Source organism: Enterococcus florum (genome assembly GCF_004309355.1).
Lineage (GTDB): Bacteria > Bacillota > Bacilli > Lactobacillales > Enterococcaceae > Enterococcus_A > Enterococcus_A florum.
In genome coordinates this window covers 20,293-33,883 of the sequence record NZ_BJCC01000013.1, presented here as the reverse complement: position 1 = coordinate 33,883, position 13,591 = coordinate 20,293, and the positions used below count along the sequence as shown (strand labels likewise).

At 38.8% G+C, this 13,591-nt stretch carries 13 protein-coding genes; 12 read left to right on the top strand and 1 reads right to left on the bottom strand.

The features are described from left to right. Positions 1-71: 71 nt before the first annotated feature. Both NRIC_RS08180 and NRIC_RS08175 read left to right on the top strand, forming a co-directional pair. On the top strand, positions 72-2,642 hold the full coding sequence (locus NRIC_RS08180; RefSeq protein ID WP_175580026.1) for a YfhO family protein: 2,571 nt from the start codon (positions 72-74) through the stop codon (positions 2,640-2,642). Between the two features lie 172 nt (positions 2,643-2,814). After that, entirely contained in the window at positions 2,815-3,048 is a 234-nt protein-coding gene (locus tag NRIC_RS08175; protein WP_146622210.1) for a hypothetical protein, read from the top strand. Positions 3,049-3,174: 126 nt separating this feature from the next. Here the strand turns inward: NRIC_RS08175 and NRIC_RS08170 are convergent, their stop codons facing one another. Beyond that, positions 3,175-4,482 carry a S1C family serine protease gene (locus NRIC_RS08170; RefSeq protein WP_146622344.1) on the bottom strand — a complete coding sequence of 436 codons (1,308 nt, stop codon included), beginning with the start codon at positions 4,480-4,482 and terminating at the stop codon, positions 3,175-3,177. A 347-nt stretch (positions 4,483-4,829) separates the two neighbouring features. On the opposite strand from NRIC_RS08170, the gene rlmH reads away from it, so the two are divergent. The 10 genes from rlmH to NRIC_RS08120 all read left to right on the top strand — a co-directional run bounded on the left by rlmH (position 4,830) and on the right by NRIC_RS08120 (position 13,575). Then, positions 4,830-5,309: a 23S rRNA (pseudouridine(1915)-N(3))-methyltransferase RlmH gene (gene rlmH, locus NRIC_RS08165; protein WP_146622209.1), complete on the top strand. Its 480-nt coding sequence runs from the start codon at positions 4,830-4,832 to the stop codon at positions 5,307-5,309. Between the two features lie 257 nt (positions 5,310-5,566). Continuing rightward, complete coding sequence (locus NRIC_RS08160; protein WP_146622208.1) at positions 5,567-6,046, top strand: PTS sugar transporter subunit IIA; 480 nt, start codon at positions 5,567-5,569, stop codon at positions 6,044-6,046. Positions 6,047-6,067: 21 nt separating this feature from the next. Continuing rightward, on the top strand, positions 6,068-6,901 hold the full coding sequence (locus NRIC_RS08155) for a PRD domain-containing protein (protein ID WP_146622207.1): 834 nt from the start codon (positions 6,068-6,070) through the stop codon (positions 6,899-6,901). A gap of 96 nt (positions 6,902-6,997) precedes the next feature. Further along, entirely contained in the window at positions 6,998-8,425 is a 1,428-nt protein-coding gene (locus NRIC_RS08150) for a PTS transporter subunit EIIC (protein WP_146622206.1), read from the top strand. Continuing rightward, positions 8,400-9,857, top strand: coding sequence for a 6-phospho-beta-glucosidase (locus NRIC_RS08145; RefSeq protein ID WP_146622205.1), 1,458 nt, complete (start codon positions 8,400-8,402; stop codon positions 9,855-9,857). The genes NRIC_RS08150 and NRIC_RS08145 overlap by 26 nt, the downstream gene beginning before the upstream one ends. 42 nt (positions 9,858-9,899) lie before the next feature. Then, positions 9,900-11,477, top strand: a complete 1,578-nt coding sequence (locus tag NRIC_RS08140; protein WP_373862073.1) for a glycoside hydrolase family 1 protein — start codon at positions 9,900-9,902, stop codon at positions 11,475-11,477. Positions 11,478-11,595: 118 nt separating this feature from the next. Next, a complete protein-coding gene (locus NRIC_RS08135; RefSeq protein WP_146622204.1) occupies positions 11,596-11,916 on the top strand; it encodes a DUF960 family protein in 321 nt (106 codons plus the stop codon). Positions 11,917-11,978: 62 nt separating this feature from the next. Then, entirely contained in the window at positions 11,979-12,452 is a 474-nt protein-coding gene (locus NRIC_RS08130) for a JAB domain-containing protein (protein WP_146622203.1), read from the top strand. 58 nt (positions 12,453-12,510) lie between these two features. After that, a complete protein-coding gene (locus NRIC_RS08125) occupies positions 12,511-12,831 on the top strand; it encodes a 4'-phosphopantetheinyl transferase (protein ID WP_146622202.1) in 321 nt (106 codons plus the stop codon). A gap of 186 nt (positions 12,832-13,017) precedes the next feature. Continuing rightward, positions 13,018-13,575, top strand: coding sequence for a DUF1643 domain-containing protein (locus tag NRIC_RS08120; RefSeq protein WP_146622201.1), 558 nt, complete (start codon positions 13,018-13,020; stop codon positions 13,573-13,575). Positions 13,576-13,591 lie beyond the last annotated feature (16 nt).

The following is a 13,591-nucleotide window of genomic DNA, read 5'->3' as shown; positions in this document are numbered from 1 at the left end:
ATGGCTAAACTTGATGAATACTATTAAAGAAATTTCAGAAAATGAATGAAAAATTCATCAGGGAGGATGACATGACGAAAAGAAGATGGCTGCAAGGAGCCGGGAGCTTTCTTGTGCCTTTTTGCATCATGATCGTCATTTGGCAGTCGCTGTCGATTGCTCCATTTGGCGACCACAACCTGTTGGTCAGTGATATCGGGACACAATATTTGGAGTTTATGAGCTTATTCAAACGCTTTTTCGACGAAGGCTTCAGCCAGTATTCCTTTTCCAATGGAATCGGCGGGTCGATTGCTGCATTAAGCGGGTATTACCTGATTAGTCCGTTCAATCTAATCTGTTTATTCTTTCAAGATGAACAGCTGCCGATCGCTCTGATCTGGATCATTACTGCAAAGATTGCAACGATGGGGAGTACGATGTATCTCTATCTTAGTCGCCATTATCAAAAACGAACCTTTGCTTCGTTAATTTTCTCGACTTCCTACAGTCTGTGCGGCTTCGTGGTGGCCTATAGCCTGAATTTCATGTGGCTGGATGCGCTGATTTTGCTTCCGTTAGTCACATTGGGTTTAGAGAAGCTGTGGCGAAGAGAGACTGGTTCACTGTACGGGATCAGCTTGTTTGCGACAATTGTGACCAATTATTATCTCGGGTACATGGTTTGTTTGTACGCCGTCATTTACAGTGTCTATCTTTATTGGCTGGCGCATCCGGAAAAGGGCGCCTGGAAGCCGCGTGTTTTGTGGCAGGAATGGCGGAAGTTTATTGTGGTCTCCTTCCTAGCAGGGATCGCCACCAGCTTTGTGTTGATCCCGTCATTGCTGGGCATGCTGCGGACGGCCAAGACCAATTTTGATCCATCCAGTTTTTTGCTGTACCCACGCTTTGGCGTCTCTTCGTTTGGCGAGTTGGGGATCGGAACGTATCATTTTGATCATCGTTTGTCGCATTTGCCGACGATTTATTCAGGAATCCTGATGGTTCTGCTGTTCATCAGCTACTTTTTCCGAAAAGAGATTCCGCGAAGAGAAAAAAGAGGCAGTTTCTGCTTGATGCTGGCGCTGTTCTTGTCCTTCATCGTTCAGTTGATCAATACCGTTTGGCATATGTTTCAAAGTCCGGCCGGATTTCCTTACCGCAACGTCTTTATTTTCAGCTTTTTGCTGATTCGGTTTGCTTACGAAGCCTGGCTTCACCGCAAAAAAGAAGAAGCCTTTTTAGGTCCGATCGGGAAATCCGCCTGTGTTTTCAGCGGACTGTTGTTAGTCGCCGCTATCGGTATGTCGTTTGAGTCTGAATTGTTTGAAACCAATGAAATCGTTGGAATCAGTCCCTATTTAGGAATCAGTCTCGGACTGATTTGGCTGTATGCCGGATTGCTTTATTGGAGCCAGAAAAAGAACTACCGTTGGCTAATGGTTTTGACCGCTTGCTTGACGTTTACCGAATTGGGCTTTAATTATCAGCAATCGTTAAAGGCAATTCCTCTTGGCAGCCAGCAAAAATTTGCTCAATTTTATCAGCAGCAAAACCAACTGATCAGTCAACTGAATGCCAACGATACCCTGTGGCGGATCAATGAAAGCACGGATCAAAAGAACGACGGTTTTTCAATCGCCTACAACAGCTACAATGATTCATTCTTGTATCATTTTGCAGATATCGCCAGTTACACGTCAACGTTGGAAAAGGACGTGCTGGATACGCTGGTGAATTTAGGGATCTATTCCCGCAATGTCCGGCGCTTCACCTATGTCGACGAAAATCCAGTGCTGAATTTGTTGTTGAACGTCAAATATTCAATTAAGTCGACCCCTTTGGAAAATCAGCAATCCATTAAAAAGACAGATCACATGTATGTCTATGAAAACCAAGAAGCTTTGGGGATGGGGCTTTTAATGGAAAGAGAAGACTTACGGCTGCGCTCTAAAAAAGTGATTCAAAACCAAGAGGATATTCTGCAAACCATCAAGAGCAATCCTTACGGCTATTATCAAAAAGCGGATTTCTTGCCGCCAGCTGAATCCCAGTCCAATCAATTGGAAGTGGAAACGACAGCTTCGGGTGAATTATTTATGTATTTGCCAAAGGTCTATTGGAAAAATGTCGATCAGCTGATGGTCAATGGAAAACGCCATTCCACTGCGGTGGGGATCCAAACCAATCAATTATTTAACCTTGGAAAATTCGATTCAGGAACCAAGGTAACCATCCAGCTGAAAGGAAAGAGGCACTTCAACTTTGCCAATGCCGAAATCGCGACATTAAAAGAAGAGCCGCTGCAGCAGCTGCTGGCCGATGAAAAGGACTTAGCGGTCAACCTGCAAGGCAAACGAGACGATCGATTGACCGGAACCGTCACGACCAAGAAGGACGAGCAATCGCTTTTCTTATCGATTCCTTACGATGAGGCGTGGCATGCCACGATCGATCAACAAGAAGTCCCGACCCGCAAAGTATTTGGCAGCTTTTTAGCTGTCGAAATTCCCGAAAAAGGCCAGCATCAGTTGAAGCTGACCTATCGACCTGCAGCCCCTCTTATTGGTCAATTGATCTCCGCATTTGTCTTTATCGGAGTCGTCGGGTATTACATCATTTACAAACCACTAATCAAACGCAAAAAAGACCCAGATTTTTAAGGAATCTGGGTCTTTTACTATGCTTGATTGACCACAAGAACAACGAAGCCGCTTGTTTCATGAATACGTCTGCGCCGTGATGGAAGGCTACGATCACCGTTGTTTTAACTAGTCATGATCAAACCCATTGTGAACCTTAAAATGCTGGACGAAAGAAGTGGTGTCAAAATCCATGATCAATAAAGGATTGCTGGGACGCAACCGCTTATACAATTACTACAAAATCCATTCATTATCTGGAATCTGCAGCAAAACCAGCGGCATAAGAATTCAATCTACTTTTTCATCGGACAACTCGTTGGTGTCTCACCATGCAGAACAGAAACGTTTTTCAGGCCTGCTGTTGAATCTTATACTCAGACAACTCCAGCTTCCTGCTTTCGTTTTGATCTCGCTGCTAGCGTAGTACGACGATGTCAAGCAAACAAAAAAATCGGCCGAAGCCGATTTTCAGACTGTAGACAAAAGCTGTTCCAAACTCGAACCACGAGCTTGGAACAGCTTTTTATCTGCTTCATTTCGAAATGCTGTTTTATTGATCGTCGCTTTGACGATTTGAATTTTGCATCGAATTCGCATCCAATGACAATTCGACCTTGGCTGTCCGTTTGTCATCGCCGCGGTAATACGTGATCTCGATCGTGTCGCCGACTTTATGGTTGTATAATTCAGATTGCAATTCCACACCAGTCGTGACTTTCTTGCCGTCGATTTCAGTGATCACATCGTATCGTTCAAGTCCTGCTTGATCTGCTGGAGTGGCGGATTGTACGCTTGCAATCACGACCCCTTGTGTCACTGAATCAGGAACCTTCAAGATTTCTTGCTGTTGCTGGCTTGATAGGTCAGACAGATTACGCATCGTGATCCCCAATGCTGGACGAATCACTTTGCCGTCTTTTTCTAGCTGATTGATCACATTGACTACATCGTTGCTTGGGATTGCAAACCCAATTCCTTCAACACTGACATTGGATTCCGTTTGAACGATTTTGCTGGAGTTGATTCCAACAACTTGACCAGCAATATTTACTAAAGGTCCTCCAGAGTTTCCTGGATTGATCGCTGCATCGGTTTGAATTGCGTTGATGTTAACAGTTTGACCTTCTGATGTTTGGCTGACGACTTGACGACCTAAGGAAGAAATGATCCCTGAGGTGACTGAGTTCGCATATTGAGAACCCAGCGGTGAGCCAAGTGCAATTGCTGGTTCGCCTGCTTTCAAGCTATCTGAATCCCCAAATTCTGCGGGAGTGATATCAGCTACCTTGTCCGATTCAATCTTCAGTACAGCCAAATCAGTATAGGAATCGGTTCCTACTAGTTCAGCGGTCACCTTTGTTCCGTCCTTCAATAGAACCTCTAGTCCATTTTGTCCTTCTACTACGTGGTTGTTGGTCACTACATAGGCCGTGTTGCCTTCACGTTTGTAAATCACGCCTGACCCTTCAGAAGCTTCGACCAAATCGCCGCTATCATTGTTGCCTTCAGGCTGCTCCTGAGATTCTCCATTTCCATCACCAAAAATATCAGACCAGCCGCCCAGACCACGCTGTGACTGCTGTTTTTGCAGATTAATCACTGATACAACAGCCGGCTGTACCTTGTCTACCGCTTCAGTGATATCTGAGTTCGCATCGACCTTTACATTGCTGACCTGAGAATTTCCCGCACTAGGCGAGCCGCTGCTGCTTTGATTTGGTGCCAGTGTCGATCCACTTACCATGTAAAAAATGCCAATCGTGAGGACCGCACCAACAACACCTCCCAAGACCCCAATCACAAACCTTCTGCCAAAGTGATTTGATTTTTTAGGAGAAGTATTCTTTTTTCTATCCATCATAAATTCCTCCAACTCTATCCAATTATACGTTATATTTAGTATAGTATTATTCGATAAGGTAAGTCTACTATGGCGATTTGATTTTTTTATGAAGAAGGTTTGGAATTATTTTTTAAAACAATTATTTTTTTTGGATTTTTCCACAATTACCTAAGGAAAACTCAGGGGAAAACGTGTGGGTATCTTTTTTGATTTTATCCACAATTCTGTGGATAAAGTGGATAACTGTGGGGAAAACATATGTTTGTAATCAAAAACACCAAGAAAGCAGCACTTTTTCCACGATTTTCTGTGGAAAAGCCTGTGATTACTGTGGACAAAAAAGTGGAAAAGAGTGAATACGTATGAACATCAAAATCATTACTGTGGGAAAACTAAAAGAAAAGTATCTCATCCAAGGAATTTCCGAATACACGAAACGATTATCAAAATATGCAAAAGTCACCATGATCGAAGTCCCCGACGAGAAAGCACCAGAAAAACTAAGCGAAGCCGAAATGACCCAAGTCAAACAAAAAGAAGGCGAACGCATCCTCGCCAAAATCAAAGAAGGCGAATACGTCTTCGCCTTAGCCATCCAAGGCCAAAACCCCAGCAGCGAAGAATTCGCCGCCCAACTCGACCGCCTGCAGATCGCAGGCAATAGTCAATTCGTCTTCGTTATCGGCGGATCACTGGGACTGAGCGACGAAGTGCTGAAACGCAGCAATGCCCAAATTTCTTTTGGCAAGATGACGTATCCGCATCAGTTGATGCGCTTAATTTTGGTGGAGCAGATTTATCGAGTGTTTAGGATTAATAAGGGGGAGCCATATCATAAGTGATGATATTTTTTGCGAAATTTTAGTTATTAAACGATTGGTATAACAAAGTCAGTTAGCGTTGCAATCACTAATTCCAATTTGAATGAAGCGTATTTTTATTTATTTGAGGGTTGACTGTAAGCGCATAATATCTTATTATGAAATCACAGATACAACAAATAGGTCATTACTCTACGGGAGGTGTCACTATTTAATAGGCTTTTTTGCCTATTAGACAGTGAGACTTCCCGTTTTTTATTTTGAAAGGAAAGATAAATATGATTAGTATTTTTAAAAAGAAAGAAAAAAGTATTCAAGTAGTTACTCCTGTTACAGGGGATTTGATTTCTTTAAAGGATGTACCGGATAAGGTATTTGCATCTGGAATGATGGGTGAGGGCGTAGCATTTAAGTTTGATAGTGATACATTGTTTTCTCCTTGTGACGGAACAGTAATTATGCTTCCTAAATCACTACATGCTGTTGGAATCAAATCAAAAAATGGAGCTGAAATTCTTATTCATGTTGGGCTAGATACTGTTGAGTTGAATGGAAATGGATTCCAAGCTTTAGTATCAGAGGGACAAAAAATAAAAAGAGGAACGCCAATTTTAAAGGTAGATCATGACTATTTGAAAGAAAACGGGAAAAATTCGACTACTCCAATGGTCGTAACAAATAGTAATGAATTTCAAGTTGAAATAGCACCAAATCAAAAGGTGAATGAAGCGGAGACAGTTGTCATGACGCTGAGCTAACAGAATTTGAGGGGAATAATCATGAAAGTAATAAAAAAAATCCATAATAATATTGCTTTGGCAATTGACAACAACAACAATGAATTGATTGTATTTGGAAAAGGTGTCGGGTTTAAAGCCGTTCCTTATGAAATCACTGATCTGAATGTAATTGAACGCACCTTTTATGATGTAGATTCTTCCCTAGTAAATCAATTAAGCGAAATACCTGAAGAAATTTTTGATGTATCAGTTAAAATTGTTGATCTAGCTAGAAATAGATTAAGCAAAAACTATAATCCAAATACAGCTTTTACTTTAGCCGATCATATAAACTTTGCGATAGAAAGAGAAAAGAAAAATATCAGAATTAGTAACCCCTTGTCATATGATATACAGCTCTTATATGAAGATGAATATGAGATTGGTACTCAATCGGTCGACTTTTTACAGAAGTCATTGTCTGTCAAATTACCAAAAGAAGAAGCTACGAACATAGCTTTGCATCTAATAAATGCTGAAATGAAAGCTTCACCAGATAAAGCCGATATTAAGATCAATACTATTACAGAGAAGATTACTCAAATTATAAATGAAGACTTTCAGCTATCTATTGAGAAAGATACATTCAATTACTCACGATTTGTTAAGCATTTACAATATCTACTAAAACGTCAAGAGAGTGGGAAAATATTTTCTTCTGACAATTCAAAGATGTTCGATTCAATTAGAAGTCAATATCCCGAAGCATATAATTGTTCACTCAACGTAAAAAGTTATTTAGAGAGCTCCGAAATTGGAATGACTATATCTAACGAGGAGTTGCTCTATTTGATAATTCATATCAACAGATTATGTTTCAGAGAAACAATTTAAAATCTGATAAAAACTCCAATTTGGAGATTTTATACATCTACTGATTAATTTGCGCGCATTAATTATTAGATAAATTAATAGGAGAAGGTGAATGAAATGGCTAAACAAGATAAGTTTAGTGAATTAGCTAAGTCTCTACCTCAATATATTGGGGGAAAAGAAAATGTTGGTTATTTTACACATTGTGTTACTCGATTGAGATTCAATTTGAAAGACCGTAGTTTAGTAAATATAGAAGAAATTGAAAAATTGCCTGCTGTTGTAGGAGTACAGTGGTCTGGTGAACAATTACAGATTATCATTGGGCAAACTGTTGGAGACGCATATAAAGCTATTGCCTCCGAACTTGGAATTAAGCAAGAAGATCCCATTGACGAAAACCTTGATAAAAATACAAAGTTTTCTTTTAACAACATATTGGATGGAATCGCAGGTTGCGTTACACCACTAATACCATTATTAATTGGTGCAGGTATGATTAAAGTAGTAGTTCTTATTTTACAGGTTACGGGTGTAATGGCTGAAACTTCGCCTACTTTATCTGTTTTAACTTTTGCTGCTGATGCAGGCTTTTATTTCTTACCTATATTAGTAGGTGCTACTGCTGCCAAAAAATTCGGTGCCAATATTGGGTTGGGGATGCTTATGGGTGCAATGTTACTACATCCGACTTTTACAGGCATGGTAGCTGAGGGTACGAAAGTATCATTCTTAAGTATTCCTGTTTTAGGAGCTTCATATGCCAATATGGTATTTCCTTCAATCATTTCTGTGTTTATTCTTTCTAAGGTACAAAGATTCTTCGGAAAGCATTCACCAGACGCACTTCGGTCGTTGCTAGAACCACTGCTTTCATTACTGATTATGATTCCGCTTACTTTGTGTTTGTTGGCTCCGATTGGTTCATACTTAGGAACGTTCTTAACGGATGGAATTTTATGGATCTACAATACGATTGGATTCCTAGGAGTAGCGCTTCTAAGTTGTTTATGGCCATTACTAGTTCTTACAGGTATGCATACTACAGTGACGCCGTACTTAGTACAAACAATGGCTACTGTTGGATATGACCCAATAGTTATCGTGTCCTCGTTCTTAGCGAACTTCTGTCAAGGAGCAGCGTGTTTAGCGGTGTCCCTTCGATCCAAGGATCAGAATTTGAAAGCAAATGCACTTTCAAGTGCAATTACAGCAATTCTGGGAGGCGTTACTGAACCAGCACTCTTTGGAGTCACGTTAAAACTAAAGAAACCTCTATGGGCGGTATTGATAGGCGGTTTTTGTGGCGGAGCTGTTGCCGGCTTGTTTAAAGTATACGTTTATGCCTTCGTGGGAAGTGGTGGTGTTTTTGGATTACCAGCACTAATCGGTGAAAAACCAATGAACCTAATCTATATGATTATTAGTATTGTTGTTGCTATGGTAGTTACTTTTGTTTCAACATTAATTCTATATAAAGAAGAATCTGCAACTAAAGAAGAAAGTGGGAAAATCAATAATGACCAAAAACTTGTTTCCGAGTAATTTTATGTGGGGAGGCGCAACTGCTGCCAATCAGTTTGAAGGTGGTTGGAATGAAGGGGGAAAAGGTGTAAGTACAGCGGATATGTGCTTAGCCGGCTCACGTACAACGCCCAAAAAATTAACGAAGACCATTTTAGAAGGAGAGTATTATCCCTCTCATAACGGAATTGACTTTTATCATCGATATAAAGAGGATATCAAGCTTTTTGCGGAAATGGGATTCAAAATTTTTCGTATGTCGATCGCTTGGACTAGAATTTTCCCGAATGGTGATGATGTTCACCCGAATGAGGAAGGACTGCAGTTTTACGATGAAGTCTTTGATGAATTGTTGAAGTACGGAATCGAACCGCTGGTTACGATCTCACACTATGAGTATCCGTATCATTTGTCAGAAACAATCAATTGTTGGGAATCACGTAAGATGATCGATCATTATACGCGATTTGCTGAAACTGTGATGAACAGATACAAAAATAAGGTGAAGTATTGGCTAACATTAAACGAAATCAATGCTGTAAGTCTAGAATCTGCTGGATATGTAAACGGCGGTATGCTAAATGGTGATGAAGATGTAGTCATGGAGATGAAGATCGAAAAAGAAAAGTTGTATCAAGCATTACACTACATGCTTGTTGCCAGCGCTAAAGCTGTCAAATTAGGTCATGCAATTAATCCAAATTTCGTGATGGGAAATATGATTGCATATATCACCTATTATCCATTTTCTTGTCATCCTGATGATGTTTTGGAAACGCAGAGAATTGATCGAGAAGTGAATTTGATTGCTGGAGATGTACAAGTAAGAGGTGAGTATCCTCAATTCGCGCTAAACTTTTTTGAGAGAAATGGGTTCAATTTAGATATTACAGAGGACGATTTAGTATTCCTGAAGCAAGGCACGATTGATATGTTTACCTTCAGTTATTACTTTACTGCAACGATGTCAACACAAGAAGATGCTGGAGAAGCAACTGGAAACTTTATCGTAGAAGGTAATCAAAATCCATACTTAGAAACCTCAGAGTGGGGATGGCAAATTGATGCAAAAGGGCTTCGTTATACATTAAATCAAGTATATGGCAGATATCAATTACCTATGATGGTCGTTGAAAATGGCTTAGGAGCAATGGATAAGATTGAAGAAGACGGAAGTATCCATGATAATTACCGCATTGCGTATATTCAAGAACACATTAAAGAAATGGGAGCTGCTATTAGTGAAGATGGTGTAGATCTAATCGGTTATACTCCTTGGGGATGCATCGATTTAGTATCAGCTTCAACTGGTGAAATGGACAAACGTTACGGTTTCATTTATGTTGATTTAGACAATTTTGGAAAAGGTACATTTGATAGATACAAAAAAGATTCATTCACTTGGTACAAGCAAGTTATCGAATCGAATGGAACAAATTTGGATTGGAAGTAAAATAAAACACACAAGGATTCAATAAGTCCTTAAGAGAGTGTAGTGAAGGACAAAATTATCCATTCACTGCACTTTTTTGTAAATGATAGTTTGTGCTATCTTTACGTTTTTGAGTTTATCGATGGAGAATGCAATACAAATTGTTTCAAAAGTTGTCTTGACGGGAAAATGCATTTGTTAATGAATAATTTAATTAGAAAGGTAAGGTTGATAGATTTGAAGATGCCTAAAGGTTTTTTATGGGGAGGAGCTACTGCTGCTAACCAGTGTGAAGGAGGATGGAACGAGGACGGCAAGGGGCCAAGTACAGCAGATATCGCTACTGTTGGGTCTATAGATAAAGCTAGGGTTTATACTAGTAAAATTGAAGATGATTTGTACTACCCTAACCATGAAGCCGTTGATTTTTTTCATAGATACAAGGAAGATATAGCATTAATGGCAGAAATGGGATATAAGTGTTATCGGATGTCGATTGCATGGACAAGGATCTTTCCAACCGGATTAGAAGAATCTCCGAATGAAGCCGGATTACAGTTTTATGACAATGTATTTGATGAATTAATAAAATATGGAATAGAACCCATTGTTACAATGTGTCATTATGAAATGCCGTTATATTTGATGGACAATTATAATGGATGGAAAAGCCGAAAGCTAGTTAATCTATTTGAAAAGTATGCGAAAACAATTTTAGATAGGTACAATTCTAAGGTTAAGTATTGGCTCACCTTCAATGAAATAAATAGTGCTATATTAAGTTCCATTTTTTCGTTGGGAATTAGAGAGGCGAGTATGCAAGAAACTTACCAGGCTTCACATCATCAGTTCTTAGCAAGTGCTAAGGCCGTAAAATACGCTCATGACAATTATCCTAGGGTTAAGGTAGGGATGATGTACGGAGGGATATTTTCATATCCTCATACATGTAACCCAGAAGATGTTATGGCTTGCGAAAAAGATATGGATCGGTATCTATATTTTCCGAATACAATGTGCAGAGGCTATTATGATAGAAAAGCCAAAAGCTTCTGGAAGAATAATGGAATTAAAATTGATATGAATGAAGAAGATGAACAAATTTTACTTGACGGAAAAGTTGACTTTATTGCCTTTTCTTATTACATGACGATGTGTTCATCCGCTAGTATAGAAGTAAAAATGAATCTGGTCGGAAGTTCAATTGACGGTGCAGAAAATCCTTATTTATCAAAAACTGATTGGGATTTGTCTATAGATCCACTAGGCTTAAGATATGCTTTGAATATTTTGTATGATCGTTACCAGTTGCCATTAATGATTGTTGAAAATGGATTAGGAGCAATTGACGAAATAGATAATAATATGGAAATACATGATCTATATAGAATTGATTATTTGAAAAAACATATTATTGAAATGAAAAAAGCGGTGTTACAAGATGGGATTCCTTTATTGGCCTACACAACGTGGGGAACTACAGATATTATTGCTGCTGGCACGGGAGAAATGAAAAAACGTTATGGACAGATATATGTTGATAGAGATGACGAAGGGAATGGAACTCTAAATAGATACAAAAAAGATTCCTTTTATTGGTACAAAAGGGTTATTGAAAGTAATGGAGAATTCTTGGAATAAATATAGCCCCAAAAATAATTTGGAAACATTACAAAATCAAATATATATTATTACTATGAGGTCCAATCATCTTAAACGGTGATTGGGCTATTTTTGTGTCCAAAGGGAGGAACAAGCAATGTTTGATACGCAAGAAAATCGTTATATCACCAAAGGAGTGAACGAACAGGTGACAAAGGAAATGCAGCAACGTTGTTTTCAGTTAATTGATGAGAAGGTGAAACAAGAGGCTGTTCAGTTAGATTATCTACAGATATTCGAGTTCAATCGAGATGATCAGAGGGGGACGATCACGATTATCCATCGGCAAGAAGAACCATTCTTTATTGATTATCATGAATGTCGAATAACGGATGCTTTAGCAAATTTCCAAATTAAAAAACTATGGGTGATTGATGATCATACCCATCAGACGATGTTGTTACCGGAAGAGTATTGATTGCACATAGTAAGCACATGAGTAAGAAATTTCAAAAAATTAACAGAAAGAAGGTCTTATTAATGAAGAAAAATGAACCACAAAAACGAGTAAATGTTGTGTCCTTACAACTAGTAAAAGAATCATCACTTTTATATGGCCCGAGGAGAATTACAAATACACGACTAGCTTATGAGCTTTTTGCCCCCTATTTGAAAGAGAAGGATCGAGAGCATCTGTATGTCGTTGGATTGAATACGAAGAAGGAACCAACATTTTTGAATCTGACCTCAATAGGTACGATTAACCAAGCAATTGCAGTACCTAGAGACATTTTGAAACCAGCGATTTTGGCGAACTCAACTAGTATTATTGTTGCACACTGCCATCCTAGCGGTGACACTGCAGCTAGCTATGCTGATATTTCTTTTTCTGAAAATCTTAGGAAAGCATGCAAACTATTACAGATTGATTTAGTCGACCATTTAATTATAGGTTGTTCGACTGATAAGTATAGTTCTTTAAAAGAACAAGGTTATTTAAAGAGTGAAGATTAACCCTAATGACTATAACTGGTCATTAGGGTTTTCTTTTTGTAGAAAGGATTGTTTGTAGATGATAAATGAAGCGGTAGAGATACTGAAAGATCAAGTAGGACTTTACACAACTGAAAAAGACTGGGGGTCTGAAACCGTAGCAGTGGCTTCAAATGAATTGGATAGGGATACTCAGACCATTTTAAAGGAGCTCATATCAGACTCTTCAAAAATGGTTTCAGCAGATATGTATCTATTTATGGACAAGCAAACTAAAAAAGACTACGTTGTCTTCTTTATTTCGGATATAAATCATAGTCATAGTGAAACTGAGCTTGCAAGAGGATTATTAATTGACGGAGTACTTCAGTGGCATTCAACAGGTAACGCACATGATTAGTCCAGACGTTTGGAAGACGATTGCTGAATGCTTACAGGACATCTTAATGGCACTAGAAAAAAATGAGAGGGTTGATCTAAATGAAAAAAGAGAAATGGTTCAAACTAAAAGTCATCGCAAAAATTTTGACAGCTTTAATAGTAACATTGATTAACGCACAAATTATATAAAGAAGGAGAGAATGAAATGATCAAGAAAGAAATCATTACCATTCATGCTGAAGCGTGGACATCAGAAGATAACGTACACAAATATGTCTGGAGAAAACAATGGTATGAAGGGTTGAAAGAAGATAAAACCGGAAAGTTAGCGTTGGTTATCACGATACGTCCGACGAATACCTCTGCGTTTACAGAAGATTTAACCAGTCTATTAATCGAAAAAAACATTCGAAAGTTGGGTTTCAAAGGATTCGTTTTAGTCAATTTATTTTCTTCAATCCATGCAAAAAGTAAAGCAACCTTTTTAAAAGGTTCAGATGAAAATACTTTTGAAGTGATTTCCACAATTTTAAAGGAAAAAAGAATCGGTCAAATTATTTTTGCTTGTGGTTCGATTGTCGAAACTAATCCTCTTGCTATGGAACAAGCGAAAAAAATATTTACCCTACTAACCGCAGCGCAGAAAGAGAAAGCAAAGCTACTGTGTAATGGAACTACAGGAAAACCTGCACACCCTTTGTCAACTCAAGTAAGAGATCAGTGGGTACTTGATGATGTGGAAAAACTTTTTATTTTAGAATAGTGAAGGACATTCCTAA

Bases quoted from the DNA above. Each gene is read 5' to 3' on its own strand.
- NRIC_RS08160 (WP_146622208.1), top strand. From the start codon at position 5,567: ATGATTAGTATTTTTAAAAAGAAAGAAAAAAGTATTCAAGTAGTTACT.
- NRIC_RS08130 (WP_146622203.1), top strand. From the start codon at position 11,979: ATGAAGAAAAATGAACCACAAAAACGAGTAAATGTTGTGTCCTTACAA.
- rlmH (WP_146622209.1), top strand. From the start codon at position 4,830: ATGAACATCAAAATCATTACTGTGGGAAAACTAAAAGAAAAGTATCTC.
- NRIC_RS08170 (WP_146622344.1), bottom strand. From the start codon at position 4,482: ATGGATAGAAAAAAGAATACTTCTCCTAAAAAATCAAATCACTTTGGC.
- NRIC_RS08150 (WP_146622206.1), top strand. From the start codon at position 6,998: ATGGCTAAACAAGATAAGTTTAGTGAATTAGCTAAGTCTCTACCTCAA.
- NRIC_RS08180 (WP_175580026.1), top strand. From the start codon at position 72: ATGACGAAAAGAAGATGGCTGCAAGGAGCCGGGAGCTTTCTTGTGCCT.
- NRIC_RS08175 (WP_146622210.1), top strand. From the start codon at position 2,815: ATGATCAATAAAGGATTGCTGGGACGCAACCGCTTATACAATTACTAC.
- NRIC_RS08125 (WP_146622202.1), top strand. From the start codon at position 12,511: ATGATAAATGAAGCGGTAGAGATACTGAAAGATCAAGTAGGACTTTAC.
- NRIC_RS08155 (WP_146622207.1), top strand. From the start codon at position 6,068: ATGAAAGTAATAAAAAAAATCCATAATAATATTGCTTTGGCAATTGAC.
- NRIC_RS08135 (WP_146622204.1), top strand. From the start codon at position 11,596: ATGTTTGATACGCAAGAAAATCGTTATATCACCAAAGGAGTGAACGAA.
- NRIC_RS08120 (WP_146622201.1), top strand. From the start codon at position 13,018: ATGATCAAGAAAGAAATCATTACCATTCATGCTGAAGCGTGGACATCA.
- NRIC_RS08145 (WP_146622205.1), top strand. From the start codon at position 8,400: ATGACCAAAAACTTGTTTCCGAGTAATTTTATGTGGGGAGGCGCAACT.